This window comes from Marinicella sediminis, assembly GCF_002000055.1.
Lineage (GTDB): Bacteria > Pseudomonadota > Gammaproteobacteria > Xanthomonadales > Marinicellaceae > Marinicella > Marinicella sediminis.
The window spans coordinates 70,568-97,548 of record NZ_MVBD01000006.1 but is presented as its reverse complement, the minus strand read 5'-3'; the positions used below and the strand labels follow the sequence as shown (position 1 = coordinate 97,548).

Here is a 26,981-nt window from a genome sequence, read left to right as displayed (position 1 = left end):
ATGATCTTGGGACTTCATTCACTTTTGTTCCTGACAAAAGTGAATGCCGACTCTACGGATGGAGGAGTTAGGGTCTCGTCTGGAACAGAGACCGGGGCCTCGGTGATCATGTGGTGTGATCAAGCGCCCGACGCTCTAATTCGCGATCGCTCACGGCTTATCGATCATTCCATTATGGCTTCTTGACTTCGTCAAACCGCCATATCTGTATGATCTGCCTAACCGATTCGGCGGGTCGAGCTGGTCATCAGCTCTCCGCGGCCTGCTGATTGGATTTAAATCAAGGATGATCATTCAGGCTGCCGGTGTTTAAGGTTTGCAGTTAGCACAAGCCGTTTTTCTTGAAATGACATGCCTCATTCAACAGCACAATACCGCTTATTGATTGGTTGGTATGTGGTTATTCTGCTGAGCTTGGTCCAGTTCGAGGCGGATTTTTTGTTGTTGCTCCAGCAAGCGAAGGCGTTCAGAATTGAGCTGTTTTTGTTGCGTACGAATGGCCTGTTCTCTGGCTTTAAGGCGGGCTTCAGTTGCCCTGATTCGGTGTCTTTCGTTGATCAGTTGTCGTTCTTCTGCTGTCACCAGGGGTTGCGCATGAGTTTGGATGGCCTGTCGCTGTTCAATGACCTGGCGCAGTTGGGACTGTTCCAGGGTGCGCAGAGCCTTGCGCTGTTGTGTCAGTTGCAGACGCTGTTCATGTCTTGCCTGGTCGGTCCGTCGCTGTTCTGCCCGTACACGGTGTTGAGCTTCACGTCGTTGTTGTTCATGCCGCTGAACTCTGTTGCCGATCTGAGGCGCTCGTGGGGTAGCGGGATGGTTGCCCTCAACCGGAGGTTTTGGCTGAATCCGGATCGCATCCGGTGCGTGGATCCTTGCCGGAGCAACAGGCATGTCGGGATGGATGACAGGTGGTGCACCGGGTGCCGGTGCGGCCTGCGGTTCAGCAATGGCTACTGGTGGATTTGGGTATTTAGCAGCCTCGTCAGGCGAATGGGCCTGGGTGAGTTGGGTGAAGCCGGTCAGGGCCATCAGGGTGGCCACCGTGGCGGTGATCATCAATTGTTTGTTGTGGTTCATGAGAAAACTCCTGGTTGGTGGATTGAGGATGGATTGCAGCCGGTGATACATGGCGCTGTGTTCTGCCATCATCACTGCGTTGAGTATTTGCTGCTGTGAGGCCTGATGAAAGTGTAATAAGGTTTCGGCATAGGCACTGGGTTTGATGGATTGTTGAAGCACCAGCTCATCGCAAGCCGTTTCAAAACCATTGATCAATTGACGTTTGACCCACCACAAGAAGGGGTTAAACCAACAGATCATCGTGGTCAGTTCAGCCAGGGTCATCCACAGCCAGTCACCGCGCTTGATGTGGGCCATTTCATGCAGCAAAACCATGCGGCGGGTTGCCGGGTTGCTGATGTTGTCAGGCAGCAGAATGACTGGCCTGATGAAACCCCAGGTACAAGGCGATGGCAGATGCCTGGTGGTTCTGAGCACCGGGCTTTGTCGCAGGTTGAGCTGCTGGCGGCATGCAACAACCAATTCAGACCAGCCCGGATCGGTTATTTTTGTGGCCTGGTTGGTGATGATCCATAAATGAAAAAACCTTTTCAGCCACACAATGACCAGGACCACAGCAACCAATAACCACAATGTCATCAGCCAGTTCCCGTAAAAGCCATTGTGGCTGTCCGAAAATGGCGTTGATGTAAATAACTCGGCGGTTTGTTCCGTCACAGGCACCCATTGTGAGGGTGCTTGCTCTGATGGCAGCCAGGGTAATTGGATCATGGCCATTTGAGGGCTCAGGAAGGGTATCATGGTCATAGAGATCAGCCCAGTTCGCCAAATCATCAATCGATGCCTTGCGCTCAGAGGTTGTTGACTGGCCCAGCGCATCAATCCGGCAATCACCAGCATTTGTAACAGCAACCAACTCATGGAAAGTATAAACTGACTCATCATGCTCCCCGATTTTTGGCGGCTTCAATTTGTTGCATGATGTCATCCAGTTCCTGTGTCGTGAGCCCCTCTTTTTCCAGGCCTAATAAAGCCGTGACCGCTGCTGCCGGAGAGTCATTAAAAAAAGTTCGGGTGAGGTTCTTTAAGGCACTTTGCTGCGCCTGGTTGGGGTCCATCACGGCCTGATAGACATATTTGGCACCAGCCTGGTGGTGACTCAGGATGTTTTTTTTGACCAGTCGGCTGAGCATGGCCCGCACGGCTGAATAGCTGGGAGGGTCAGGTAGCTGGTCCAGCACTTGTTGAGCGGACACCTGCTGTTCAGCGAAAACAATGTCCATGATTTGTCGTTCACGGCGGCTCAGTTGTTGATAGGGTTCTGTATAATTCATGGTGCTCATTTTGTAGCAGTGTGCTAATAATGTAGCACCATGGAAAGAAAAGGCAAGCTTTTTTTAAGATATTTTAACCATTCAATGCATCGGTCCAGTCAGCAATGAGGTCATCAATGTGTTCAATACCCACTGAAATCCGCAGCAGGTTATCCGGGGTTAAACTGGCATCGCCTTCGACTGATTTCCGGTGTTCTATAAGGCTTTCCACACCACCCAGCGAAGTCGCCGCAGTGAACAGTTTCAGTCGTCCGGTCAGCGCCATCGAAGAGGCTTTGTCAGCATACTGTACGGACATCATGGCACCAAAACCATGTGTCATTTGTGCCGCCGCAATGGCATGCTGAGGGTGACTGGTTAAACCAGGATAGTGCACCGCATCAATGGCCGGATGCTGATCCAGAAAACCAGCCAGTTGACTGGCATTTGTGGTTTGTTGCATCAGCCTCAGTTTGAGGGTTTTGATGCCTCGGGTAATCAGCCAACAATCAAAGGGTGATGGTACTGCACCACTGAGTTTTTGAATGTGCTTGAGTCGGGTGGTCAGTTCTTCAGGTGCCTTTGGATTCAGTACCAGTGCGCCACTGAGGCAATCCGAATGACCACCAAAATACTTGGTTGTCGAGTACATCACGGCGTCGGCACCCAATGCCAATGGTTGTTGTAACACCGGCGTGCACCAGGTGTTGTCAACCACACACAGGGCATTGTGTTGGTGAGCCAATTGGGTGACGGTTCGGATGTCTGAGACTTTGAGCAGGGGGTTGGATGGGGATTCGAGCCAGATTAACCGGGTCTGTTCATTGATGGCAGACCGGACCGCATTGAGATCGGTCATGTCAACCAGGCTGTGGGTCAGTCCCCACCGTTCAAACACCTCCTTTGCCGCAGCGTGGACAGAATAATAGGCATCGTCAGGCAGGATTACATGATCGCCACATTGCAGGGTTTGCAGCATGGCGCTGATGGCAGCCATTCCAGAGGCAAAAGCAAAAGCCCGTGATCCACCTTCCAGCTCGGCGAGGGCCTGTTCAAGCAATTGACGGTTGGGGTTGTCATCGCGGGTGTAAATAAAACCACTTTGATAACTGCCGTCGGTCTCCCGTTTAAAAGTGGTGGAAGGGTAAATGGCATTGGCCACCGAACCGGTCTGGTCCTCATGGGGTTCGGTGGCTTGAATGGCCCGTGTTTCAAAGTGTGTTTTTGTGGTCATGTTGATGATCTGAGGTGCATTGCTGCAATATTGTAGATGACCCTGCTGAATAAGGGAATGACACTGGCCGGCAAACTTTACCAGTCACAGCTCCTGGTTATACAATGAAGCTTGAGCGCTATGAGATCTGGTCATGAACCTTGATAAACTGAAACAAGCCGAAGCACAATTCTTACAACTGTATCCGCAAGGATTTGCTGATCCTGGATTGCTGGCGATTGGAAAAAAGCACCGCATGCCACAAATGATAGAGCAGTGTCAGGCTTTGTTTGACAAACAGGCGTTTAATAAACCACACAGTATTGTGGAAGAGATGATCAGGATGGTCAGCCGGTCATCGATGGTTTCTATGTTTGAAAAGCCTAAATTCAAGGATTTTGTCAAGTCCTTGCCGGGTACTGATGTGGACCGTCTGAGTGAGGCTTTTTATGAACAGTTGTATGGTGACCAGCACCGTGGATTCGAGGATCTGTTGAACCTGTTGATGACACAAAAGCTGGCCAAGTGGTCATTGATGACGATATTACCCAATTACGTATGGCCTCATCGTGAAGTGTTTGTTAAACCCACCACAGCCAAAGGAGTGATTCATTGGTTTGAGCTGCAAGACTTGGTGTACAAGCCACGGCCCAGCTGGGATTTTTATCAACGTTACAGAGCAAATATCATGGACATGAAGCAGCAGGTGGTACCTTCTCTGGCTGGAAGCAATGCGGCTTTTTCTGGTTTTTTAATGATGAGCTTACCTGCAAATTAGGGGGCCATCTCTGCCACCAGACCACAAGACCAACACAAGGCAAATTGACCCTCATTGGTTTCACCACAGCCTGGGCATCGCCAGTCCTCAGCAACGGCTAATTGTTTTTCATCGGCTTTGCGGCTGGCACGCAGTGGTTTGAGTAAGTCCATGGCCCGGTTCACATCACTGTCACGATGGACCCATAGTTCCGGCCAGGTTTCCAGGAAGGGAACTTCGCCGGCGACGTTGCCGGAAAATTCGTTTTTAATGAAACAAGGGATGTCTGCATCTTCCAGTAGATTCCTGGCTTGCATCACCCAAGAGAACATTTCGTCGACAAATACTTTTTGCATATTTTCAGTTTACCACCAGACCCGTCTGAGGTTGGTCAATGATGGCCATTAATTCAGCCCGGTATGTTCTGGAAACGGGCACTTTTTTTCCGTTGACCAATACCAGCGTACAGGGATCTTTAGATAAGTCGGTGAGCTTTTCTATGCACAGGGTGTTGATGATGTATGAGCGGTGAACCCGGATGAATTGCTGAGGGTTCAATTCGTCCATGATGGTTTTCATGGTGCCGCGCATAGGCAGCACCTCATCACGGGTATGCAGGTAAATGTAGTTGCCGCCTGATTCGATGCTGATGATTTCAGCCAGGGCCACCCAGCGGGTGCCCTTTTTATGGGTGACCTTCAGTCGCACCGGTGGATCAGATGACTGTTGTGTCTGGATCCGAATCCAGTATTTCCAGCCAGTGTAAATCAATACAAAAGTGAAATAGGTCAATACATCTTTGCGGTATTCATAAACCAGTTCTGTGGCCCAGTCACCAAAATCATAAGTGCCATCGGTTAATTGATAAATCGCTTTTCGGATGAGAACCATCAGCACCACGTGAGATACGGAAAACACCACACTGGCGGTCGCATGTATGAGCAGGTGCCGGGGCCAACGCTGGTGGAAAAACAAGGGCCAACGGACAGTGACCTGTATGACCAAAGCGTACAAGGCAAAGATCACCACAAAACTGCTGTATTCCCAGACGTAGGGCTCCCAGGCTTTGTAGGTAATTTGATTGCGTGATAAATCAGCGGTGGTGGTCAGGCTGTTGTTCAGCGCCAACAAGGCGCCAAGCACAAACAACACAACCCATAAAGACCACGGGGAACGGGAAAACCGGTTCACCAAAACAAACCTCTTTGGCGTTCGTCCCGGAATTCATGGGATTGATCCCAGAGCCCTTTGTTTCGGGGTTTGCTCAACATATCATTGATGATTTGAGGATGATTCATGGCAGACGATTTGACAGTGACAGAGCGCAGGTACGACCTGGATTGGTTGCGAATTCTGGTATTTGGGTTGTTGATTTTCTATCATGCAGGCATGCTATATGTGGCGGACTGGGGCTTTCATTATAAATCAGAACACCGGTCAGAATGGCTGCAAAACCTGATGATCCTGGTCAATCAATGGCGCCTGCCACTGTTGTTTCTGATTTCCGGTATTGCCATGCGTATTTTGGTCAGCAAAGTCAGTCTCGGACGCTTTGTCGCACTGCGTACGGTGCGACTGTGGGTGCCATTGTTATTTGGTATCTGGGTGGTGGTGCCGCCACAGCTTTATGTAGAGATGCTGTCAAAGGGTGATTTGCCCTCAATCTCTTACCATCAGTTTTATCAGGCCTTTTTCGATTTGTCACACCCTTACTTTACCGAATACCAATCGGGTATCTTCCCACATGTGGATGTTAATCACCTGTGGTACATCCGAGAACTGTGGTATTTTTCCATGTATTTACTCGGTGGTTACCTGGTTTTGCGTTGGTTGAAACTGTGGCCATGGATGGAACGGCCGTTTGCCACCTGGGGATTGTGGCCGTTGACTTTGGGGCTGGTGGCAGGCATGAGTGTGTTACACCTGGGCTTGTTTCCGGATGATGGAGAAGGGATCAGAAAAGCCCGGGGTTTTGCTTTTTTGTGTTGTGGCTTTCTGATTGGCTGGCACCGACAGTTCTGGCAACAGGTGGCGGCAAACCGGAGCCGCCTGCTGATTCTGGCTGTGGTCAGTTATGCGGTACTGATCGGCTATTATCATAGGTATTTTCAGGGCCGCACCGAATCACCAGGGCAACTGATGGAGGTGTTGGAGACAGGTTTGGTCTACCTGAACCGCTGGTTGTGGCTGCTGGTCATTCTGGGCTATGCCCGGGCTTGTTTGAATCACAATCACCGCTGGTTGCCTTACCTGAACGAAGCGGTATATCCCTGGTACATTTTGCACCAAACATTGATCATTGTGCTGGCCTGGTGGTTGGCACCCCAACAGTGGGGCCCGGTGTTGGAGCCCATTTGGGTCATTGTGCTGACGTTTGCCGGGTGTTTCGCTGGTTATGAAATCATTCGTCGCTTTGCGGTGCTGCGACTGTTGTTTGGTCTGAAAATTGAACGCGCGCCGGTAAAAATCAAAGACCGTTAAGGGCCAGGATTCCGGTTTTGAGTTTTTGATAGTCATGACCAAACAATCGCTGAAAAGGAATACGGGTGACCCATTGCAGTCGTTGACTGGCAATTCTCAACGTTTCAATCACCTGGGGGTCATGATCGCTGAGAAAACCCTGAATGCAGCGATGTAAAAAAGCCTGGTCATTGATGAAAAAGCGAGCGGTGGAATTGATCAGCAGCAACAGATCGCGGGCCTGGGCATCAGCCAGACTCATGACAGCCAGTGGGTCATCTTCAAAGTCAATAAAGACAATGCGGTCCTGCTGTTGATCCAGCAGGATGTTTCTGATGAATGCCTGGCTCAGGTATTGCTGGTTGTGATGAATTCTGCGCAAGGCCACCAGGATTCGTTTGAAGAGGTATTGGCGCTGACATTGAATGGTGTCGGCAGATTTTAAGATGTTCACAATGGAGTCTCCGGCATGACGAATCAACAACCAGTCATCACTGCTGGAGATCACTTCGGGAACCAGTGCACCAGACTGTGTAAGCTGTTCGATGCGGTTGATCTCCATGGCAATGGCGGCTTTCCCACCTGGCTGAGGGACGGCTTTCAATAAAGACAGGCGCATGATCCAGCTGAAAAAATTCAAGGCATGGTAACGGAACTCGCCTCGCGGTGGCGCTGATTTTTTTAACCAGAATGTACCTTGTGGGGTATCAAGTTGTGCAATCCTTGTGTTTGAGTTCATCGCTTGTTGCCATTGTTCCCGGGCAATTCCGGTGGAAGCGAATAAGTCATTCAATGTTTGTGATTCCATGTCCATATTTTAACTTGATCTCTGATCAATCAGCAAATCAAGGTCCAGATGCCTTTTGAGAGATCCCCCGCCCGTGTGCTTCAGTTTGGTATTGAATCAGCTATAATAACCTGACAGTAACCCGTCATGGCGTGACGCTGTCGTGTTCAGGCCACTTCTGGCTGGTGATAATGGCTGCACTTGATAAACAACGGAGACCGATGATTTTACGCAAACTCAGATTACAAAAAGGTTGGTCACAGGAACAACTGGCAGAAATTTCAGGGCTGAGTGTACGCACCATACAACGCATTGAGCGAGGTGCACAGCCCAGCCTTGATTCTGCCAACGCCCTGGCCGCTGTATTTCAGGTGGAAGTAAATACTTTTATTACCACAACCGGAGAAACACAAATGACATCCACTGAAAGTGACAAACCAGTCAAAGACTCAACGCCCAACCAGCCAACAGTCTCAAAAGCAGAAAAAGAAGCCATTAATTACGTCAAAGGCATCAAAGAATTCTACGGGCATCTTTTTATGTTCGTGGTTTTCATGGTGGCCTTCCTGGTCACCGGAAAGTTCGCACATCCACAGCTGGGTTGGCTTATTTTGGGCTGGGTGGCCGGCCTGATCATTCATGGCCTGGTGGCTTTTGAGGTCTTTGGCTCATTTGGTACCCAATGGGAAAAGAAACAAATCGAAAAAAAGCTCGGCCGTAAACTATAATAATACTTCACAACAGCCAGGTCAGGTTGACCTGGCTGGGTAGCGCTGATGATCAGCCCGACCCGCCGACTTGGCTGGAGAGCGCAAGCGAATCAGAGAGTCGAGCGCTTGAAACCCAACATGATTGCCGGGGCCACATTCACTTTTGTCAGGAATAACAGTGAATGAAGTCCCAAGATCATTGCTTCATGACCATGAGGACCCGACAGTGACTGCAGACACAATCGCAACAATACAAACTTTTCTGGGCTGGAATCTGGTGATTCATTTCGGCCTGCTACTGATCACCCTGGCCTTTCTGACCCTGGGCAGGCACTGGGTGGTGAGGTTACATCAACAGTTCTTTGCTTTGTCAAAAGACCAGTTGCTCAGAACTTATTTTAATTTCATTGCCGCCTACAAAATCCTGATTTTGATTTTTGTTGCGGTGCCTTACCTGGTGATCCGTTTTCTGCTGTGAGCCAGGCCGATCAGCCATTTGGCCATTTTCAACCACAGCCACACATCCAGCGTAAAGTTGACTGGTGTCAGCGCATGCCCAACAACTGGTTGGGTAAGCAGCTGGCCCAATGGTTAAGAAAACAGGTCATCAATGGCAGTGAACTGCCCCTGGATCTGGCCATTGGTGAGGTGCGCATGCGCTGTCACCTGACCGACAATGTCTCAGAGCGGGGGTTTGTGTTTATGCCCTGGCGCTGGGATGCCATTGAGCGACAGGTGATGACGGAGGCCCTGCCGGCTGAAGGCGTGTTTGTTGACATCGGGGCCAATGTGGGTATTTATTCTGCCCAGGCCATCACTGGTCTGAACCGTCTGGGCACGGTGCTGGCAATTGAGGCCAACCCCCGGTTAACCAACCGCCTGAATTTCAACTTGCAGGCCACCCGCGATCATCGCAAAGAAAAACCCCGTATCGAAGTCATCAACACCGGCATCAGCGATGTGTCTGGTGAATTCACCTTGTATTTGGATGATGACAACCTCGGTGCCAGTTCATTGTTGGAAAAAGAGTCAGGTTCATCACAGATCCAGGTACCATGTCAGCCCTTGCTGGAGGTCATTGACCAACAGAAATTGTCGCGCATCGATGTCATTAAATGCGACATTGAAGGGGCCGAGGACCGCGCCCTGATTCCTTTTTTGATGGATGCCCCTCACCACTTGCTGCCACATTGTTTCATTTTTGAAAACAACCAACAGTTGTGGGAAGGTGAGTTGCTGGAAGTGCTCAAGCAACGCAGTTACCTGGAAACCCATCGTACCCGGATGAACTTCATCTACCAACTGCGCCAGCCGATTCATTTCAATGCCAGGGAAAAGCATGTCAAACGAGGGGTTCCGGTGATTTCTTGATGAACGTTTTCAGCGCAATTCATTTGAACAATCGGGATACATCTACAGCGGTTTATTGTGACAGCTGGCATTCAACACCACGATCACTGATGGTTCTGTGCGTTTGATATGAACTTAATAACCAGGCTCATCAATACAGTTTTTAAAAGTAACCCTTCATATTCCTCTTACCTGGCGGCCAGATATTGCAGACAGTCCAGGAAATTTCACGACAAGTCTCATGATGAACTCAGTGATCAGCTTGAAGAATTGAATAATTGTCTTGGACAATTGGAAAATCAGGCCAGTCTTCTGGTTGAATCCGCTACCAAGTCACAATTGAGAAATCTTTGGATGGACGGCCAGGCGATGGCTTTGGCTTGTCAGGCCCTTTATGAGAATCTGAAGGAAAAAAACCTGCCGGATCAGACGTTACGGGCAGCCAGGCTTTGGGCCAAAACCAGTGGTTGTTTTAACGGGCATTATCTTCACCTCAGTGGCACGGCATTGATGGCTTTTGCACTGAGCAGTGAACACAGCAGCCGAAACCAGGCAGAAAAAATCTATGAACACTTAATTACAGCGACAGAAAAAGTATTCAAACACATTCAAAGACAGGCGTTCCGACCAATTGAGGAAGACCTGATCATCACTGAGAATTGTCAAAAGGCACTCAAAGGGTTGCAAAGATTATCGCCAGAAAAATTTGTGAAATACGCTGAACTGAACGAGAAAGTCATCGTGGTTATGTCTAAAGAAAAAGACCCGGGCTGGATTGAAGGGCCTGCAAATGTCTCAGTTCAGCGCAATGGAAGAGTCAGGTGCCCCCGTTGTCAATTTAATTTTATTCATCGGTCAGTTAACCAACCATGTCCATCTTGTGGTTTACAAGTGATTGCCGATAAATAAGCTCAATGAAGTTAACATGCATTGAAACATTAAACTTCAATAGACTGTAGTGGGTCAGGGGATCTTCACTCAGGACTTGATTTTCAATGGCAGGCCTTTATCATCAGCGGGTTTTCTGGCCCTGAGGTAGACCAATTCATAAGTGGCGGGAAACAAACCGTCTTCGCTGCGGAATTCGGCATAGTTCTGGGTCAGTTGCTTGATCACTTTGGCTGACATCAGGCCTTTGTGGCGGTTGTGATCTACATTGTGTGCGCCGATGTTTTTCAGGTCGCGCATCACATCAACCACATTGGCATAGGTCATGGTGATGAATTCTGAGTCGGCGATCACGTCCTCAAAACCCAGGCGCATTGCCAGATCAGCGATCTGAGCAGCTGGCACGAATTGATTGACGTGGGGTTTGTCATCGATGCCGGCCCAGGCGTGTTTCAGTTCATGCAGGGTGTGTTCACCCATGGTGGTCAGGTGCACAATACCGCCGGGCTTCAGCGCTCGTTTGATTTCCTGCAGTACAGTTGATTCGTCACACCATTGCATCATCAGGTTAGAAAACACCAGATCGCAGCTTTGCGCGTGTACGTCGATCGCGTGGGCATCGGTGACCCGCGTGGTGACTTGCGGATGCTCGGGGACTTTGGCAACCATGGAAGGGGCAAAATCAGCAGCGATGAGTTGGCTTTCAGGGTACATGCGAAGCAATTCAGGCACCGCCCACCCGGTACCGCAACCCAGATCAAGGATCTGTCCCGGAGCGGTTTTCAGATCATCGCCCAGGCGTTCAAGCAAACGCAGCAATGATTCTTTTTGCAACACCGCATGTTGTTCGTACTGATCGGCGGCCTGGTCAAATGAAGCCTGAATCAAATGATGTTCTAAACTCATGAATAATCCTGTCGGTTGGTTTGTTGACCGGGATTGATAAACGCCAGTATCAGCTCGGTCAGTTCGTTGGCCTGGCGGATGAACGGGGCGTGTCCGGAGCCGCGTAACAGTTGGTACTGGCCGCCACACAATTGGGCAGCCTGCTCCATGGCCTGAGGCAATACCAAGCGGTCACGCCGTCCGCTGATCCATAATGAGGGTGTTTGCAGGTTTTTCAATTGCCCCGACAGATCAACCTGTTCCAGCAACTGTAACCCTGCGGACAAGGCCTGTGGGTTGGGCAGTGGTCGTTCAAAGACTTTTTGTTTCAGTGTACGCAATTGTCCCCGTTCATCATCCACACCCATGACTTCCAGTGCCAGGAAGGTTTGTATGGTTTGTTTGACATCTTGTTGTAGATTGTTGGCAAACTGTTGCAAAACCTTGACAGCCGTTCCATGGGGCCAGTGATCACGGGCCACGAAGCAGGGTGTGGCACACAACATGATCAGTGACTGCACCTGCGTGGGTTGTTTTAATGCCAGGTTCAAAGCCAGCATGCCACCCATGGACCAACCCAGCCAGATGCCGGAAGGAATTTCACTGGCCTCTTCAGCCAGTGCATCAAGGTCCAGATTCAACGGCTCCTCATGATTCAGCCCATGACCAGGCAGGTCGATCAGGTTAACCTGAAAATGATTGGCCAGTTGAACTGACCAGTCATCAAACAGATGGGCATTCATGCCCCAGCCATGGAGCACATTCAGCACTGGTCCCTGGCCTCTGGTCGCAGCAATTTTCATCCGACAATTTCATCAACAAAATAAACAAGGGCTGTATTATACAAAAGCCGATGGGTTATCATGGCTGTAACTCAAGAAAATTATATCGCCACTGATTAACCAGAGCCTCATTGGTGGAAAGCAAGGAAAACCCACTTATGTGTGTTTTCTCCGGTTGCTTTTGAGGTTTATGGCATCAGTTATTCTCAACCCACTGAAAAAAGCAACACACCATGAATAAATCCCTCACACCATGGCTGCTGATCATTCTGGCGCTGATGAGTGGTTGTGCCGATGAAGAATTGTCCGGCCAGGCATACATGAACACCCATACCCATATGCTGAAGCTCTTTTGTGAGCAGCGCTCAGCCTGCCTTGACCGTCTGGAGCAACAAGCCGTTGAGTGCCGGCATCTGCTGGATGGGTTTGATTCACCGCAGATGACTGACCAGGAAATTGTGGTTTCCGGGGGTCAGTACATGATGTGCATCATGGAAAAAATGGATGCCCCGTTCATGGCTCGCTTCAATCAGGCGTTTCCCGTGCAGCAGAGGGAAGTCAAAATCACCAGACCTGGCCGGGACATGAACCAACCAGGGGTGCTGTATGTGGTGGAGAAACAGGGGCAGATATATATCCAGGATCAAATTGTGGCTGAAAAAGACATCCGGCAATACATCTTCGATCATCAACTGACAGTGCGTTATGAAAAGGTGGCATTGGTATTCACCGGCGAGCCGGATGCGGGTCTGATGATCGGTGTGGGTGATCAACTAAAAAAAGCGGGTTTCAGTCAGGTTTCTTTGGTGGTTCAGTAAAGCAACTCACATCCATGGCCTGAGTCAGGCTTTGATTGATTCATTGCATGTGTCTGATCAGAAAGGCCCTGGCCTGTGTCCAAAGCCGGTTGATGGTTCGGGGCGAAGTGTCCAGTGCCATGGCCACCTGATCAATGGTCAGACCTGAAAAGTAGCGTAATTTGACCACATCCGACATCAGCGTATCCTGTTGTTCCAGTGTGGTGAGGGCCCGGTCAAGGGCCAGAATGTCCTCATCCTGCCCTGGATTGGGTGTCAATTCGATGAGGTGACTGTGGGGGGCATTGGCGCCGCGTTTCAAGCTGGCTTTGCTGCGGGCAGATTCTATCAGAATGCGGCGCATGGACTCGGCCACCGCAGCAAAAAAATGTCGCCTGGATTGCCAGCTGAGGTCAGGTTGGTTGACCAGTCTGAGGTAAGCTTCATGAACCAATGCGGTTGGGGTCAGGGTGTGATCGGGTCGTTCCTGGCTCATTTTGTGTTGTGCCATGCGTCGCAACTCCACATAAATCAGGCTGAGCAGCTGATCGTGTTTGTCTTTGTCATTGAGGTCATTGCGGGTCAACAGCGCTGTGACCTGTGAGCGGGTTTCTTCCAGGGCATCCATAATATGTATTGTACCGCAGCCAGATTAAAAATCTGTGCGATAATCGATATCAATGAAAGACAACACAGGTTCAAAAGATCAGCAAAACAGTCAATGGCAACTGTTGTGGTCACTGTTTGACCAGGCCATATCCGGTTCTGCAGAACAACAAATCAGCCTCCTGGCTCAAGTGCGGGTGCAGCACCCGGATTGTTACCAGGAATTGTCTGCCATGCTGACTGCCCACAACAGCGATCATCCCTTGCTGGACGAACCTGACCAACTGACCAACTGGCACCAAGATTTGACAATTCCGGACCACATTGGTGGTTATGAAATCATCGGTCCTTTGGGCAGCGGTGGTGCTGGTGATGTGTTCAAAGCCCGTCAGAACAATGACGGCTTTGAACACACGGTGGCCATCAAACTGGCTCCAGTCGGACGTTATTCCAGCTGGGTACTGGACAGTTTCAATAATGAACTGAACATGTTGCTCAGCCTCAACCACCCCAACATCGAACGGCTCTATGAAGGTGGTGTTTCAGCTGACAACATTCCTTACCTGGTGGTGGAATACATCGATGGGGAACACCTGAATGTGCATTGTGATCAGCATCAGCTCAAACTCAGAGCGCGCATCAGTTTGTTTATACAAGTTTGTGATGCGGTGGCCACGTTACACCAGTCATTGATCATTCACCGTGACATCAAAATGTCCAACATCATGGTTGATCAACAAGGTACGGCCAAATTGCTGGATTTTGGCTTGGCTAAATTCACTGACATCGGTGGCCGGGACGAGTCGGCGGAGATGACCCTTTCGGGTTGGATGATGACCTTGGCTTATGCCAGTCCTGAGCAAGTCAAAGGAGAACTCATCACCACGGCCAGTGATGTGTATGCGCTTGGGGTTGTGTTGCATGCATTGTTGTGCGGGCAGTTACCCCACCAGATCAAAGCTCATGACCTGGCTGATGCCGCCAAACAAATCACCGAAGTCATTCCTCCTCCGCCAAGTGAACACATCACCGATGCATCATCAGTGAGTCAAGTTGAACCCAATCTGCGGGGTAAACTGAAAGGAGAGCTGGATGCCATCGTCAGTAAAGCGTTGCAAAAGGATCCGCTCAGGCGGTATTCATCGGCACAACAACTGGCTGAAGATCTGCAGCGGTATTTACACCATCAACCGGTCCTTGCCAGTCCTGATTCGGTTTGGTACCGGATGAAAAAATTTACTCAGCGGCATGCCATCGGGGTGGCTTCAACCAGCTTGTTTGTGATGGCATTGGTGTTGTTATCGGTGTTGTTGTTTAACCGCTCGGTGGAGTTGGAACAGTCGCTGCTGGCCACTCAACAGGAAAAACAGCGGGTCAGACAAGTCACAGATTTTCTGATTGATGTGTTCAAAACATCTGACCCATTGCTCTCCCAAACAGAAGTGGTTGATGTCAAAACCCTGCTGGATCATGCCAGTGAACAATTGGCCAGCCAGTTTACTGACCAACCGGCCACCAGAGCCAAGTTGTACGAGACCCTGGGTTCGGTGTATTTGAACATGAGTGATGTACAGCAGGCTGAGTTGTTGTTGCAGGAAGCAAACAGAATCAATACCGAACGATCGCCACAGGACCGGCTGGAGGCTTTGCTGATTGAGGCTCAGTTGTTACAGAGCAAAGGTGACATCAAACCGGCACTCGCATTGTTGGATCTTTTTAACCAACAGCAAGGAACGCTGAACCTGCCCATTGCGTTGGTCATGAAAATGGCTTTGCTTCAGGGTCAGTTATTGTCGCAAATTGGTGATCCAACAGCAGCGATCCAGGTCATCAATGAGGCCAAGGCACGTCTTGCAAGTGCTGAACCAATGGCTGATGAATACAGAATCAGGCAATTGGAAGCCGACATGAACCACTTGTTGGGCAGTGTGTATTGGAAATTGGGTGATTGGCCACAGGTAAAAAAACACTATCAGGCCAGTTACCAGAGTCATGTGCAACGCCTGGGGAATGCCCATCACCTGACCCTCAGAAGTTTGTCAGCCCTTGGCGTGCTGGATTATGCCCGTGGCCGGTTCAGCGAAGCCCTGGATAAATTGAATGAAGTACTCAAACAAAGACAACAGCAATTGGGTGACAACCATTACCTGACGGCTGAAGCCCATAACCGTGTAGGGGCCGCTTTTTATGAATTGGGACAACTGGCTGATGCCGAAGCCCATTATCAGGCAGCTGTGCAGGGTTTGCAGGACAGCGGGCTTGGTCAATCGATCAAGTTAACCCGGGTGTTGAATAACCTGGGATTGATTAAGCGCCAGCAAAAACAATATCAGGCGGCTGCAGCATTGTTTTCCCGGGCCCTGGTCATTCAGACTGAATTGTTGGGCGAAACCCACCCTGATCTGGCTGCCATGGTCAATAATCTGGGGTTAACAGCCTATGATCAGAACCTGTTGCCAGAAGCACTCGAGTGGTTTCAAAAATCATATGATCTGCAATTTCAGGCCAATGGTCATCAGCACGTCAACATTGCTTTTTCGATGACCAACATTGCACGGATGTATGTGATGATGGGACAAGCTGATCAGGTCGACAACTGGTTGGATGATGCATTGGCTTTGCGGGCAGAAAAACTGGGTACCGATAACCTGATGTACGCCGCCACCTTGATGGCCAAAGCTGAGTGGGCCTGGGCCATTAAAGATTGGGCCTTGGCCAGCCAGCTGGCTGATCAGGCGTTGACAATCAGGTCAGCACAACTGGCTGATGATGATTGGCGTATGGCAGTTGTCAGGCATTTACGAAACAGCCTGGCTGCCCGGCAGGGTGATGCTCAATATGATCGGTTGCTGGCATGTGATTTACAACTGATTCAACAACAATTTGGTGTCACACATCCGATGGTACGTTCTGCCCGGGAACGCTCACCAGGGGTCGGTGTTGAGCTTTGCGCAAAGGACTAAAAGCGCAATGACAGACAGCTGAGTCCGCCATCTAGTTTGCGAAATTCTGAAACATCAACCGACAATACCTGATAGCCCGCAGATTCAATCATTGCCTGAGTTCGTGGATAGCCTGCCGGCATGATAACCCGGTCATTGACCCAGATACAGTTGGCGGCATAAGCTTCTTCTTCTGCCACTGCCAGTCGATGAAAGGATTGAAAAGCGGGTTCATTTAAAAATTCGCCACAGACCAGCACAGTGTTGTTTTCCAGGTAGCTGACGCCGGTTTTCAGGTGCAGCATGTCTTTCATTTGAATGGTTGATCCACTCAGGCCCCAGGACTCAAGAATTTGGATCAGCTGATTTGCACCAGCCGGATTGGTCCGCTCAGACAGGCCGATGTAATAATGAGAGTCTACCATCATCACATCACCACCATCCAGGGTGCCAGGAGCATGAATGTCAGTGGTCTGCAGTGGCACTTCCTTCAGTGCCTGAGAAATGGCCTCGCACTCACCTGTTCGGCTGGCTGCGCCCGGTCGTGTGATGATCGCGCCAGCCGGGGTAATGATGGCCGGATCTTCAACAAAGCACCCGTCAGGATATGTCTCATCAGCAGACAGCACGGTGACCGAAAGTCCGCATAGCTCAAGTGCTTTGATGTATTGCTTGTGTTGTTCTCTGGCCAGCTGAATATCGGGCAAGCCCAGATTGGCTTCGGTGATACCGTTGATCAGGGATTCACTGGGTTGTTTGACGATGGCCTGGCTGAACATTTGCGTTTGATTGAATGAAAGCGGACATTGTTGTCTGTCTGGCTTTCAATTACAATCACAGAGTAGCCAAAAGGGGTTCTGATGACCCGGGAACAGACATGTCAAATCACCTGAAAATTAACTACCTGGAAATTCCTGCACATGACCTGGAAGCGGTTAAAAGCTTTTTCACCCAAGTGTTTGACTGGCAGTTTACTGATTACGGTCCTGATTATTGTGCCTTTGCAGACTCAGCTGGAATCGATGGTGGTTTTTACCGCAGCAGTCAAACCAGCACGGTTGATCAAGGCAGTGTGTTGATTGTGTTCTACAGTGAAGACCTGTCCGCAACACAGGATTTGATCGTGTCGGCCGGTGGGAAGATCCATCAGCAGATGTTCAGTTTCCCCGGAGGACAGCGGTTCCATTTTCTGGATCCCTGTGGGAATGAATTCGCCGTGTGGTCTGAATGAATGCTTTTATCAATCAGGCCCTGAAAGGTCAGCATGTGAGGCTGGAACCATTGCAGGAAAGCCATTTGCCTGGTTTGAAAATGGCCGTTGAAGACGGTCAGTTGTGGCAATTGATGGTCACCAGTGTTCCACATCCTGATCAACTCAGTGGGTTTTTCCAACAAGCCGGTAAAGAACAACAGGCAGGTGTCAGCAGGGTGTATTCAACGATTGAACAGGCCACTGGTCAGGTGATCGGTTCAACCCGGTTTTTAAACACCAACTGGTCCCATGGACGCACTGAAATTGGCTTTACATTTATTGCTCAAAGCCACCAACGCACAGCGATCAATACCGAGGCCAAATACCTGATGCTGGGTCACGCATTTGAAGACCTGGGTTTCAAGCGGGTGGCGTTTCGCACCGATCACCTGAACCAACGCTCAAGAAGAGCCATTGAACGCCTGGGGGCCAAGTACGAGGGTTTGTTGCGCAATCACATGGTGATGGCCGATGGGCGTGTGCGGGATACCGTGGTTTACAGCATCATTGCCCATGAATGGCCGGGCATCAAAAGTTTCCTCGAAGAGCGGCTGCGGTGATGAAATTCAGACAGGCCAGGAAACAAGATTTGCCGGTGTTGATCAATATGCTGGCTGATGACCCTTTGGGGGCACAAAGGGAAGATTCCACTTTGCCACTCAGTCAGGATTACTTCACTGCCTTTGCCCACATTGAGCAGGACCCTAACAATGAGTTGGTGGTGGTTGAGCAAGCTGGTGAACTGATTGGCATGCTGCAACTCACTTTTATTCCTTACCTGACCTACCGAGGATCATGGCGATGTTTGATAGAAGGCGTGCGGGTTAAGCGTGATCACCGTGGCCAGGGTGTCGGACAACAATTGTTTCGGTGGGCCATTGAACGGGCGCGGGCGCGGGGTTGTCAATTGGTTCAGCTGACCTCTGACAAACAGCGCCCCGAGGCCATCCGGTTTTATGAAAACCTGGGGTTCATTGCCAGCCATGAAGGCTTTAAACTGAAGTTTTAACCTGGCTCATAGCACCTGTTTCATGGCTGTCAATAGATCGGCCTGATGGCTTGGATCCAGGTGATTGATCACCCCTTGTCGATCTGCTACCGAACGGTTTTGGTTTAATTTGAATTGGCCTTCAATTGAGCTGACTTTGATGCGAATGCCCACAATACCATGCAGCATGCGTTCATCGTAAGAGGCTGTCCATGGTGTCGCCTGAGATTGTTCAAATTGAACGGTGAGTTGGTCAACCAACTGTTTCAGCGAATCACAGTCATGAAATACTTCACCCTGACCGTACAGGTGGACTGCCTGGTAGTTCCAGGTGGGCACACCTTCACTGACATACCAACTGGGAGAAATGTATCCGTGGGCACCCTGCAGTGTCACCAGTAATTCCTGACCTTCCAGGTCCTGATGTTGTGGATTGCGCTTACCCAAATGGCCGGTCAACAGTCCTTTGCCGGGGTCATATAAAAACGGCATGTGGCTGCAACACAGGCGGCCCTGATGAATTGAAGTCAGCTGGCCAAAAGCATGGGTTTTGATGAACCGGTCGATAACGCTTGAGTCTTTAATGGCAAAATGAGGTGGCACATGCATGGCTGATCCTGATATTGAATGGTCCAGATATTGTATGCAAATGTCAAATACCTGAAAACCCCCGTGGCAGATGTGGTATTTTAATTCAGAGCGCAATTCAATCTGAGTTGGGTCAACAAATAAAAAGAGGAGAGGTATTGTGAATTTAGAAGCATTGTTAATTACACTGATTGTGGGTGCCATTGCCGGCTGGTTGGCAGGACTGATCATGAAAGGTTCTGGCTATGGTCTGGTGGCCAACATTGTGATCGGCATCGTTGGGGCCTTTGTGGGCAGCTATGTGCTGGGCTTACTGGGTGTTTCAATAGGCAGTGGTCTGATTGGTTCCATCATCATGGCAACCATTGGCGCTGTGGTGTTGCTGTTGGTGATCGGGGTAATCCGCAAAGCCACCAAGTAGTCAGGTGGATCCTAAGAAAAAACCGGCTTCAGGCCGGTTTTTTTTGCAATGCTTAACTCAGTTTAGGCAGTTTCTGTTTCACCAGCCGCTCGGCCCGCTCAAAATTGACCTCACTGGCTGATTCAATGCCTTCGGCCAGGGTGTCGAGGATTTTGTATTGAATCTTGCCCCTTGCAAAGGCCTGGGCATAAGGGATCAAATGGAACATGACCATTGAATAGCGTGGAATGAAGTAATCCGGCAGGCGGTTTTCCAGTTCAAAAGCGATGGCTTTTTTCAGGTGGAATTTGGGGTCATTCACTGTTGAGCGCATTTCCACATAGTTTTCCAAAGCCATGTCTGCGATGGCATTGCTGTTGTCCATGCGGCTGCTCACAAAGGCTGGCATGGCCTGATCCCAGTCATCATTGAAGGCATCCAGGGCTTGTTCCATGGCCACGCAATCCTCAAAACCAGCGTTCATACCCTGCCCGTGAAACGGCACGATGGCATGGGCCGCATCGCCAGTCAGAACGGCTTTTTGATATTGCCAGTCTGCACAGCGAATGGTGCCTAAATATCCGGTAGGGTTGTTGAAGTAATCAGCCTCCAGATCAGGTATCAGGGGTTTGGCATCGGCAAAATAGGTGTCAAACAAGTCATGCAGCGAGGGCAAATCATTGACCGCTGCAAAACTGACAGGTCCCTCGTTGGGCATGAACAATGTCAGGGTAAAGGTGGCGTCCGGATTAGGCAGGCCAATCATCATGTAATCGCCACGAGGCCAAATGTGCAAGGCTTCTTTTTCCAGCTGAAAATCACCAGTCGGACCAGCAGGAATGGTCAGTTCTTTGTAGGAATGATCCAGAATATCAGCGGTGAATTCCGTTTCATTCAGGGCTTTCATAGAGGCCCTTACCTGACTGCCGCCACCATCGGCGCCGATCAGGTAATCGTATCCAATGGTATGGGTTTGGTTATTGATTTTGTCATGCACCTGACATTCATTGAGTTTGAAATCAATGTCCAGACATTCGTGCTTGAAGTAAAAAGTCACCTGCCCGGTGGCCTCGGCAGCATCCCTCAGCAAGCTCACCAGCCCAGCCCGGGACACTGAATAAATGACTTCTTCGGGTTTTTGTCCGTAGCTTTGAAATTTCAATTCGCCCTGCTCATTGTGCAGCATGCGGCCCTGCATGGGGATCAACAGTTTGTTGACTTCATCCATCAGACCCAGTTTGTCCAGGGCATCAATGCCGCGGTTGGCCAGTGCCAGGTTGATCGATCGCCCTGCAGAAATCGCTTCTTTGCGGATGTCCGGTAATTGTTCATACACCGAAACACGGTATCCGCGGCGGGCCAGGAAGATGGCATGCATGGAACCCACCAGGCCGGCGCCCATGATGACGATGTGTTGTGTGTTGTTGTTCATAAGGCAGCCTCCAGTATATCAACAAACCGAAGACAGTCGGTGAAGCTGTTGTACAGGGGCACTGGGGCCACCCGGATGACATTGGGTTCTCGCCAGTCACAAGTCACACCAGCAGCTTCAATGGCTTCAAATACCTGTTGGCCGGATTTGTCATCCGATCGCACACAGATGGAGAGTTGGCAGCCACTGAGTGATTCATCCGGGGTGATGATGTCGATGTGCTTACCGAGTCGATTGTTCAGCAAAAATCGCAAATATGCAGTTAATTGCTTTGATTTGTTGCGAAGTGGGCCAATTCCGCCAGCCAGTTTAAAGGTGTCCAAAGAAGCCCTGATGGCTGCCAGAGACAGGATGGGTGGATTGGACAATTGCCAGCCTTCGGCAGATTGAATGGGAATGAAGTGATTTTCCATCTTAAAGCGGGTGGCTTTGTCATGGCCCCACCAGCCGGCAAAACGCGGCAGGTCCGGATCGTCGTGGTGTTTTTCATGAACAAAACAACCCGCCACCGATCCTGGCCCGGAATTGAGGTATTTGTACGTACACCATGCGGCGAAATCCACGCCCCATTCATGCAGCTGCATTTCGATGTTACCGGTGGCATGAGCCAGATCAAAGCCAACAGTGATGTCATGATGCTGCGCAGCGTCACAGATGGCCTGCATATCAAACACCTGTCCGGTGTAATATTGCACTCCTGGCAACATGATCAGGGCGAGCTCATCAGCGTGATCATCGATGGTCGCCAGGATGTCCTCCAGGCGCAGGCATTCCTCACCTGCCCTCGGTTTGAGCAAGACCATGGCTTCATTCGGATCATGGCCATGAAAGCGAACCTGAGACTCCACCGCATAATGGTCAGATGGAAAGGCATGATCTTCGATCAGCACCTTAAAGCGCTTTGCAGTGGGCCGGTAAAAGCTGACCATCAAAAAATGCAGGTTGGCAGTCAGTGAGTTCATGCATACCACTTCAGTCGGTTTGGCACCAACCAGTCTGGCGGATTCTTCGGTCAGAAATTCGTGATATGGCATCCAGGGAAATTCGCAGTCAAAATGACCTTTCACACCCAGGGTTTGCCACTTGTGCAGTTCATCATTCAGGTACTGACTGGTCAGTTTAGGCTGCAGGCCCAATGAGTTTCCGCACAGATAAATCTCAGGCTCTCCGCTGCCTTTAATGGTCGGTATATGAAAGGCATCACGCAGGTGCGCCAGCGGATCCTGTTGGTCCAGATTCCTGGCAAAAGCCGGGCTGTCTTCAAAGTTCATGAGTTCATGGAGGCGACAAAAAACAAGATTATAAAGCAAGCCATCGAAAAATGCCGTCAGGCTAAGACTTAAAATGGCAAACATTCGCTGCTCACAAAGTGAATTCGGTTTAATTGGTGAGTGAGACCTGAGTTCAACTGCTGGTTGAGCAGGGCGGCCCGGTCTTCCGTGTCTGTTCCAGAAAAAAGCAGCAGACAAGGCACTGTGATGCCGAGCGAGTGGAACGAGTCGAGGGATCTCCCGTAGTTTTGGAGACGGCTCCACCCTCTGACGTTCGGTCGGAATGGCACACTGATTTCTTGAAGGTCATCCGAAGTTTTAGGCAGGTTTATTCCTTCGACAACCACCTGTCTATCACTGTCCTTACCAGCGATGGCATTCATCAGCGTTCCCCTGGGCAACAGCCTCAGGCAAAGATCAACCGGTTGTTCCAGAAAGCAACAGCCCTGGCCCATCCGTTGGTTGAACGACCCTGTGGTTGGCTATTCTTCTTTGGCGGCTTTGGCTTTGTTCTTGCGTTTGAATTTCGGCCACCAGTGATCAGCTTGAAATCCTTGAAACAGGGTTTTGATCCAACTAAGCAGCGCAAAACTGACCCAGATTGACCACAACAGAATCAACAGTTTATACCACCACAGATGCAGACTGAATACCCCGATGTCCGGTATCAGTTGTTGACCCTGATCCAGGTACCAGTGCAATTGATAGGCCGATGAGCGGGCTCCGGCCACGCCCATGTCAGGATAGGACAGCAGTCCATAGGCCACCACGCCAATCAAAACCCCCAAAGCCAGCACAGAGAACAGCAGGGCGAACCATTGCAGGAGGATGTTTTTACCCCGGGTGGTAAAACCGGCAAATTGCTGCTTCCAGCCAATGAAGTACAACCATCCGGCGACCAGCACAAAAGCCGGCCAGGAAAAAGTGCCGAAAGCACAACCCAGCACCAGCCACTGCCAGGTTTTCAGTGGCGAATACTTCATGCGGCTGAAAAACACCGCCAGGATGATAAACACCAGTAGTTCGCCCCAATACAAGAAGGCCGGACCAACGCCCTCTGAACGGCCAAACAGCACCCAGCGGTCGCGCGGGATCTTGATGGTCTGGTTGAGGTTACTGTAGGCATCGGCCAATCTGATCTCAGGGGTCTGATACATCATAGACAGTGACTGATTGACATGCCATTCAATGTTGACGGAGTGTGCGCCGGGTAAATAGCTCACGGTGACCACTCCATTTTCGTTGGCCAGATTGGATTCCACGCCATCAAAAGTCACCGACTTAACCATGGCTTGTGGATCGAGGTTGACCGCAAATTGCCCACCCTGCGTGGCCCGGTAAGTGATCTTGGTGGTGGCTTTGGTGGTTCTTTTGCCCACGGTATAAGTGGTGTCTACCGCATCGACTGACAACACCGCCCCGGCCACGGCAGCTGGTCTGCTGACACTCACATTCAACTGTTCACCCGGCCTGGGCAGGTAGATATGAACAAAATAATCATCGGTGTCCTGCAGCACCGATTCTTCGGCCACCAGGGGTATGCCAGATAATTCAATGTGCCATTGCGGTGAGGCCATCAGCCGCCACTCTTCCAGATAGTGTTCGTTGTTTGCAGCGGTCAGTGTCAGTTCACTGACTCGTTCAAGGCGTGAAGACCACAGCAGGCTGTTGTCATCTGGAGTCAGGTTGACCAACACCTCACCAACATCATTGATGTTCAGTTTTTCTATCGGAAACTCATGTTCCATCAAGGGCACACGCAAACTTAACACCCCGTCTTCAGGAGCCACCCGTTCTACGTCGTTATGAACAGACCATTGGTCATCAAACCAGATACTGCGGGTGAGTTTGACAAAAGGCTTGATGTCGGTGGCCTGAGCGGCGCCTTCATCATGGTTTTCAGATTGATTGGTGGCCAGCAGTTGCAGTGTATCACTGCTCATCTGTAAGCCATCCATGCCGGCAAACTGCCAGTCATCCGATCGGGTGGTCAAAACCCCGGGTTTCATTGGGAATGTCAATTCAATGGTGTTTCGGTTGGCCAGCCGGCCGCTCAGGCTGACTTGATGGATGCCTTTTTTCAGGGCGATCCATTGGTTGCCTTTGTGCTGAATCCGGCCGCGGATCAGCTGGTCATCAATCGCCACCACTGTCAATTGCCAGTCTTTGGATTGTGGAATGGGTACTGCCACATCGGCCAGTGCATGCCAGGTCAGCACCAGTTCCAATTGCTGGCCGGAGGCATTGACCTCTGCGTGTTCAATCATGGCACATTCACCCTGACACTCAGGGGGGTCAAACAACCGGTCCTGCAACTGTTTGAGCAGTTCGTCAGGAGGAAAGGTGTTGGCCTGAGCAAGTGGTGCCAGACCGAGCACCAGCAACCAGACCAGACCCGCAGTCAGGGCACGGTTTTTTCCGGCAAACAAATGCTTCATGTGGCTGGCGATGCTCCACAACCACCAGATGCTGGCGAAGATCAGTGACAACCGCCAGATGACCCGCATCCAGGGTGACAACACCACCAGCTGATAACTCTGGTCGGCGGTGATGGGTCCATCCCAGTTCAGTTCCACGGCATTGTGCTGCCATTGTGGGGTACCTTTACCAGCCTGAATCAAGGCATCGGTCTGATAGCGGTTCAAAATGTCAGCACGTTTGATCCGCGAACCGGTCACGGTGATTTTACCCTGCTCCATGACATCTTCATCCTGCATCACATTCTGTACGTTATAGGTTTGCGAATATACTTTGTTGAGACTGGGGGCTCTGGTTTTGGATTGAGGGGCAAAGCCACTGACAGAATAACGGTCCTGCTCCAATTGTGGATGCATGGACAACCTGGCCTGCTGGATCAGTTGGGGAATCAGCCAGAGTACCAGGGTGGCCAGACTGACCACTGCATAAGTCTGAAACAGACGCAGCCAACGACCTTTGGGAATCCAGGCCACCAGTGCCAGCGCCAGGATCAGGTTTCCCCAGGCGTACACCGGCATATTGAACTCATGGTAACCTAACAGCAGGGTGAGCAAAGCCATCAATGCTGACTTCAGGCCAATGATTTTAAAACTCAGCACCGTCAATAGCATGATGATGAAAATGTCCCACAGTTGCCACTGATCCAGCCAGACGTTGCGGCTTTTGTCGACATTCCACGCCGCCAGCGCCAGGTGACCATGGGGCAGATACAAGCGGGTGGATACTGACTCAAAGCTGATGTCCCAGCCGTTGATCTGATTAAGTATTTGCTCACCGGTTTCACCATCGATGACCAAACCAACGGCGGGTTTACGCAATTCAACCCCTTGCTGACCACTCTCTGAGCGGGTGATCAGCAGGCTCTCATCATCGCTTTTGGCGCTCAACAACTGTAAGCCCTCCTGTGCATTGAGGCGCCAGCTGCCAAATTTTTCTCCAGTGATCTGGTCTTTGGTCCGGTAGCTCCCACCATTGAACGATAACCAGGCTTCGCGGCTCAGATGGAGTTGTTCATTTTGGTTGAGGGTGCCTCTTTTTTGCTCGCTGATGTGCATCACATCACCTTGGTTCAGCAGGTAATTCGGCACCTCTTCCCAGCGGGAAAAGGTTTGTTCGGGGTTTACTGGAGCCACCCCTTCAATCTGGGTCAAGCGGATGTTTTTGTTGTCCTGATAAGCCCAGATTTCCTGTTTTGGCCAGGCATCACCAGTGGCCACAAAGCTCAACTGATCTGGCCAGCCCAGGATGTTCATGCCAACCAGGATTTCACCGTAACCGGGTTTAAGTTGAGCCCACAAATCACCATTGGGGTCCACCCAGGCGTTGTAATCACCGCCCACCCGGGTGATTTGATAAGCATCGGTCAGAATGCGGCCCAGGTTTTCATCCCGGGCAACCCCGGAAACCTGCAGGTCGATGGCCACAAACACGGTCATCGGATGACCGTCAATGATCAGCCGGTTGACCTCTATGTCCAGGCTGTTGGCTTCCACCTGTTGTTCATCAATGGTTTCCCCCAGCCACAAAGCCTGGCCTTCCAGTACCGGAAAGCGCACCGGCTGATCATCCAGGGTGAGTTGTATATCAGCCACCGCTGCAGGGATGGTGATTGATTCAGGTCTGGATTGCCAGCGAAAGACCCCGTTGAGTTGATGGCGACCTGCCTGCAGGTACACCCGGGGTAAACTGTGGTGCTGTTGTACCACCGCTGGTTGTTGATTGATGGTCACTTCCTGAGGCCAGGAACCGGGGTTACCCGGCAGGGAGACCCAACCGGGTTGCATGACTTCCCAGGTGATGGCAAAGCTGGCGCTGGATTGCTGCACCTCGAGTGCCAGTTGATGGGGCCAGGCACACAGGTGGTTAGCCGGGTTCCCGGCAGATGTGGAGGCATAGAACGGACATTCCCTGAATTGTTGATTGTGACTGACCCATTCCTGCCATTCTGCCAGGGCTTCCGGAATTTCTCTGGCCATCAATTGACCTGAGAAAGCCAAGTATAAAAACATCATCCACCAGTTTCGCATCATCCACCTGTCTTATTGTTGTTATCCCAACAACC

At 50.6% G+C, this 26,981-nt stretch carries 26 protein-coding genes; 12 read left to right on the top strand and 14 right to left on the bottom strand.

The window, feature by feature from the left end:
- Positions 1-378 precede the first annotated feature (378 nt).
- The 3 genes from B0475_RS09800 to B0475_RS09790 form a co-directional block, all read right to left on the bottom strand.
- Positions 379-1,965: a M56 family metallopeptidase gene (locus B0475_RS09800; RefSeq protein WP_077411641.1), complete on the bottom strand. Its 1,587-nt coding sequence runs from the start codon at positions 1,963-1,965 to the stop codon at positions 379-381.
- Positions 1,962-2,354: a BlaI/MecI/CopY family transcriptional regulator gene (locus tag B0475_RS09795; protein WP_198538196.1), complete on the bottom strand. Its 393-nt coding sequence runs from the start codon at positions 2,352-2,354 to the stop codon at positions 1,962-1,964. The genes B0475_RS09800 and B0475_RS09795 overlap by 4 nt, the downstream gene beginning before the upstream one ends.
- A 73-nt stretch (positions 2,355-2,427) precedes the next feature.
- Positions 2,428-3,567 (bottom strand): trans-sulfuration enzyme family protein, encoded by a 1,140-nt coding sequence (locus B0475_RS09790; RefSeq protein WP_077411639.1) that lies wholly within the window; start codon positions 3,565-3,567, stop codon positions 2,428-2,430.
- Between the two features lie 133 nt (positions 3,568-3,700).
- Between B0475_RS09790 and B0475_RS09785 the strand changes: the two genes are divergently transcribed.
- Positions 3,701-4,324: a hypothetical protein gene (locus tag B0475_RS09785; RefSeq protein ID WP_077411638.1), complete on the top strand. Its 624-nt coding sequence runs from the start codon at positions 3,701-3,703 to the stop codon at positions 4,322-4,324.
- Here the strand turns inward: B0475_RS09785 and B0475_RS09780 are convergent.
- Together B0475_RS09780 and B0475_RS09775 are read right to left on the bottom strand one after the other, a co-directional pair.
- Positions 4,321-4,659, bottom strand: coding sequence for a putative signal transducing protein (locus tag B0475_RS09780; RefSeq protein WP_077411637.1), 339 nt, complete (start codon positions 4,657-4,659; stop codon positions 4,321-4,323). The genes B0475_RS09785 and B0475_RS09780 overlap by 4 nt on opposite strands.
- Before the next feature lie 4 nt (positions 4,660-4,663).
- Positions 4,664-5,494, bottom strand: coding sequence for a LytR/AlgR family response regulator transcription factor (locus B0475_RS09775; RefSeq protein ID WP_077411636.1), 831 nt, complete (start codon positions 5,492-5,494; stop codon positions 4,664-4,666).
- 105 nt (positions 5,495-5,599) lie between these two features.
- Between B0475_RS09775 and B0475_RS09770 the strand changes: the two genes are divergently transcribed.
- On the top strand, positions 5,600-6,784 hold the full coding sequence (locus B0475_RS09770; RefSeq protein ID WP_077411635.1) for an acyltransferase family protein: 1,185 nt from the start codon (positions 5,600-5,602) through the stop codon (positions 6,782-6,784).
- On the opposite strand, the gene B0475_RS09765 is transcribed toward B0475_RS09770, so the two are convergent.
- On the bottom strand, positions 6,771-7,571 hold the full coding sequence (locus B0475_RS09765) for a BUD32 family EKC/KEOPS complex subunit (RefSeq protein WP_157892843.1): 801 nt from the start codon (positions 7,569-7,571) through the stop codon (positions 6,771-6,773). The genes B0475_RS09770 and B0475_RS09765 overlap by 14 nt on opposite strands.
- Positions 7,572-7,771: 200 nt before the next feature.
- On the opposite strand from B0475_RS09765, the gene B0475_RS09760 reads away from it, so the two are divergent.
- The 4 genes from B0475_RS09760 (at position 7,772) to B0475_RS09745 (ending at position 10,519) form a co-directional block, all read left to right on the top strand.
- Positions 7,772-8,278: a helix-turn-helix domain-containing protein gene (locus tag B0475_RS09760; RefSeq protein ID WP_077411633.1), complete on the top strand. Its 507-nt coding sequence runs from the start codon at positions 7,772-7,774 to the stop codon at positions 8,276-8,278.
- 208 nt (positions 8,279-8,486) lie between these two features.
- Positions 8,487-8,738: a DUF6868 family protein gene (locus B0475_RS09755; protein ID WP_157892842.1), complete on the top strand. Its 252-nt coding sequence runs from the start codon at positions 8,487-8,489 to the stop codon at positions 8,736-8,738.
- Between the two features lie 74 nt (positions 8,739-8,812).
- Positions 8,813-9,631 (top strand): FkbM family methyltransferase, encoded by an 819-nt coding sequence (locus tag B0475_RS09750; protein ID WP_157892841.1) that lies wholly within the window; start codon positions 8,813-8,815, stop codon positions 9,629-9,631.
- Between the two features lie 108 nt (positions 9,632-9,739).
- Complete coding sequence (locus tag B0475_RS09745; RefSeq protein WP_077411630.1) at positions 9,740-10,519, top strand: hypothetical protein; 780 nt, start codon at positions 9,740-9,742, stop codon at positions 10,517-10,519.
- A 69-nt stretch (positions 10,520-10,588) separates the two neighbouring features.
- Here the strand turns inward: B0475_RS09745 and bioC are convergent, their stop codons facing one another.
- Both bioC and bioH read right to left on the bottom strand, forming a co-directional pair.
- The gene (bioC, locus tag B0475_RS09740) at positions 10,589-11,404 is read right to left on the bottom strand and encodes a malonyl-ACP O-methyltransferase BioC (RefSeq protein ID WP_077411629.1); all 816 of its coding nucleotides are present in this window, start codon (positions 11,402-11,404) and stop codon (positions 10,589-10,591) included.
- A complete protein-coding gene (gene bioH / locus B0475_RS09735) occupies positions 11,401-12,186 on the bottom strand; it encodes a pimeloyl-ACP methyl ester esterase BioH (RefSeq protein WP_077411628.1) in 786 nt (261 codons plus the stop codon). The genes bioC and bioH overlap by 4 nt, the downstream gene beginning before the upstream one ends.
- A 212-nt stretch (positions 12,187-12,398) precedes the next feature.
- On the opposite strand from bioH, the gene B0475_RS09730 reads away from it, so the two are divergent.
- The gene (locus B0475_RS09730; protein WP_077411627.1) at positions 12,399-12,983 is read left to right on the top strand and encodes an ExbD/TolR family protein; all 585 of its coding nucleotides are present in this window, start codon (positions 12,399-12,401) and stop codon (positions 12,981-12,983) included.
- A 40-nt stretch (positions 12,984-13,023) separates the two neighbouring features.
- Here the strand turns inward: B0475_RS09730 and B0475_RS09725 are convergent, their stop codons facing one another.
- A complete protein-coding gene (locus B0475_RS09725) occupies positions 13,024-13,590 on the bottom strand; it encodes an ECF-type sigma factor (RefSeq protein WP_077411626.1) in 567 nt (188 codons plus the stop codon).
- Positions 13,591-13,642: 52 nt separating this feature from the next.
- On the opposite strand from B0475_RS09725, the gene B0475_RS09720 reads away from it, so the two are divergent.
- Entirely contained in the window at positions 13,643-16,531 is a 2,889-nt protein-coding gene (locus B0475_RS09720) for a serine/threonine-protein kinase (protein WP_077411625.1), read from the top strand.
- On the opposite strand, the gene B0475_RS09715 is transcribed toward B0475_RS09720, so the two are convergent.
- A complete protein-coding gene (locus B0475_RS09715; protein ID WP_077411624.1) occupies positions 16,528-17,289 on the bottom strand; it encodes a dimethylarginine dimethylaminohydrolase family protein in 762 nt (253 codons plus the stop codon). The genes B0475_RS09720 and B0475_RS09715 overlap by 4 nt on opposite strands.
- Positions 17,290-17,387: 98 nt before the next feature.
- Here B0475_RS09715 and B0475_RS09710 point away from each other — a divergent pair, with 98 nt between their 5' ends.
- From B0475_RS09710 to B0475_RS09700, 3 genes are read left to right on the top strand one after another with little or no spacing between them, the layout of a single operon-like run.
- Positions 17,388-17,741 (top strand): VOC family protein, encoded by a 354-nt coding sequence (locus B0475_RS09710; protein ID WP_077411819.1) that lies wholly within the window; start codon positions 17,388-17,390, stop codon positions 17,739-17,741.
- Positions 17,738-18,322 (top strand): GNAT family N-acetyltransferase, encoded by a 585-nt coding sequence (locus B0475_RS09705; RefSeq protein ID WP_077411623.1) that lies wholly within the window; start codon positions 17,738-17,740, stop codon positions 18,320-18,322. Before B0475_RS09710 ends, B0475_RS09705 begins: the two co-directional genes overlap by 4 nt.
- Positions 18,322-18,771, top strand: coding sequence for a GNAT family N-acetyltransferase (locus tag B0475_RS09700; protein WP_077411622.1), 450 nt, complete (start codon positions 18,322-18,324; stop codon positions 18,769-18,771). The genes B0475_RS09705 and B0475_RS09700 overlap by 1 nt, the downstream gene beginning before the upstream one ends.
- Before the next feature lie 6 nt (positions 18,772-18,777).
- Here B0475_RS09700 and B0475_RS09695 read toward each other — a convergent pair whose 3' ends face one another.
- Positions 18,778-19,359 (bottom strand): FMN-binding negative transcriptional regulator, encoded by a 582-nt coding sequence (locus B0475_RS09695; protein WP_077411818.1) that lies wholly within the window; start codon positions 19,357-19,359, stop codon positions 18,778-18,780.
- Positions 19,360-19,498: 139 nt separating this feature from the next.
- On the opposite strand from B0475_RS09695, the gene B0475_RS09690 reads away from it, so the two are divergent.
- Positions 19,499-19,759 carry a GlsB/YeaQ/YmgE family stress response membrane protein gene (locus B0475_RS09690; RefSeq protein WP_077411621.1) on the top strand — a complete coding sequence of 87 codons (261 nt, stop codon included), beginning with the start codon at positions 19,499-19,501 and terminating at the stop codon, positions 19,757-19,759.
- A 52-nt stretch (positions 19,760-19,811) separates the two neighbouring features.
- Here the strand turns inward: B0475_RS09690 and B0475_RS09685 are convergent, their stop codons facing one another.
- From B0475_RS09685 to B0475_RS09670, 3 genes are all read right to left on the bottom strand, one after another.
- Positions 19,812-21,170, bottom strand: coding sequence for an FAD-dependent oxidoreductase (locus B0475_RS09685; protein WP_077411620.1), 1,359 nt, complete (start codon positions 21,168-21,170; stop codon positions 19,812-19,814).
- Positions 21,167-22,441, bottom strand: coding sequence for a kynureninase (gene kynU / locus B0475_RS09680; protein ID WP_077411619.1), 1,275 nt, complete (start codon positions 22,439-22,441; stop codon positions 21,167-21,169). Before kynU ends, B0475_RS09685 begins: the two co-directional genes overlap by 4 nt.
- Before the next feature lie 482 nt (positions 22,442-22,923).
- On the bottom strand, positions 22,924-26,931 hold the full coding sequence (locus B0475_RS09670; protein WP_157892840.1) for a hypothetical protein: 4,008 nt from the start codon (positions 26,929-26,931) through the stop codon (positions 22,924-22,926).
- Between the last annotated feature and the right edge of the window lie 50 nt (positions 26,932-26,981).

Coding starts and splice junctions, on each gene's coding strand:
- B0475_RS09685 (WP_077411620.1), bottom strand. CDS start 21,170: ATGAACAACAACACACAACACATCGTCATCATGGGCGCCGGCCTGGTG.
- kynU (WP_077411619.1), bottom strand. CDS start 22,441: ATGAACTTTGAAGACAGCCCGGCTTTTGCCAGGAATCTGGACCAACAG.
- B0475_RS09730 (WP_077411627.1), top strand. CDS start 12,399: ATGAATAAATCCCTCACACCATGGCTGCTGATCATTCTGGCGCTGATG.
- B0475_RS09800 (WP_077411641.1), bottom strand. CDS start 1,965: ATGATGAGTCAGTTTATACTTTCCATGAGTTGGTTGCTGTTACAAATG.
- B0475_RS09765 (WP_157892843.1), bottom strand. CDS start 7,571: ATGGAATCACAAACATTGAATGACTTATTCGCTTCCACCGGAATTGCC.
- B0475_RS09760 (WP_077411633.1), top strand. CDS start 7,772: ATGATTTTACGCAAACTCAGATTACAAAAAGGTTGGTCACAGGAACAA.
- B0475_RS09790 (WP_077411639.1), bottom strand. CDS start 3,567: ATGACCACAAAAACACACTTTGAAACACGGGCCATTCAAGCCACCGAA.
- bioC (WP_077411629.1), bottom strand. CDS start 11,404: ATGAGTTTAGAACATCATTTGATTCAGGCTTCATTTGACCAGGCCGCC.
- B0475_RS09745 (WP_077411630.1), top strand. CDS start 9,740: ATGAACTTAATAACCAGGCTCATCAATACAGTTTTTAAAAGTAACCCT.
- B0475_RS09725 (WP_077411626.1), bottom strand. CDS start 13,590: ATGGATGCCCTGGAAGAAACCCGCTCACAGGTCACAGCGCTGTTGACC.
- B0475_RS09770 (WP_077411635.1), top strand. CDS start 5,600: ATGGCAGACGATTTGACAGTGACAGAGCGCAGGTACGACCTGGATTGG.
- B0475_RS09700 (WP_077411622.1), top strand. CDS start 18,322: ATGAAATTCAGACAGGCCAGGAAACAAGATTTGCCGGTGTTGATCAAT.
- B0475_RS09785 (WP_077411638.1), top strand. CDS start 3,701: ATGAACCTTGATAAACTGAAACAAGCCGAAGCACAATTCTTACAACTG.
- bioH (WP_077411628.1), bottom strand. CDS start 12,186: ATGAAAATTGCTGCGACCAGAGGCCAGGGACCAGTGCTGAATGTGCTC.
- B0475_RS09795 (WP_198538196.1), bottom strand. CDS start 2,354: ATGAATTATACAGAACCCTATCAACAACTGAGCCGCCGTGAACGACAA.
- B0475_RS09710 (WP_077411819.1), top strand. CDS start 17,388: ATGTCAAATCACCTGAAAATTAACTACCTGGAAATTCCTGCACATGAC.
- B0475_RS09715 (WP_077411624.1), bottom strand. CDS start 17,289: ATGTTCAGCCAGGCCATCGTCAAACAACCCAGTGAATCCCTGATCAAC.
- B0475_RS09720 (WP_077411625.1), top strand. CDS start 13,643: ATGAAAGACAACACAGGTTCAAAAGATCAGCAAAACAGTCAATGGCAA.
- B0475_RS09670 (WP_157892840.1), bottom strand. CDS start 26,931: ATGATGTTTTTATACTTGGCTTTCTCAGGTCAATTGATGGCCAGAGAA.
- B0475_RS09695 (WP_077411818.1), bottom strand. CDS start 19,359: ATGCATGTGCCACCTCATTTTGCCATTAAAGACTCAAGCGTTATCGAC.
- B0475_RS09780 (WP_077411637.1), bottom strand. CDS start 4,659: ATGCAAAAAGTATTTGTCGACGAAATGTTCTCTTGGGTGATGCAAGCC.
- B0475_RS09705 (WP_077411623.1), top strand. CDS start 17,738: ATGAATGCTTTTATCAATCAGGCCCTGAAAGGTCAGCATGTGAGGCTG.
- B0475_RS09750 (WP_157892841.1), top strand. CDS start 8,813: ATGCCCAACAACTGGTTGGGTAAGCAGCTGGCCCAATGGTTAAGAAAA.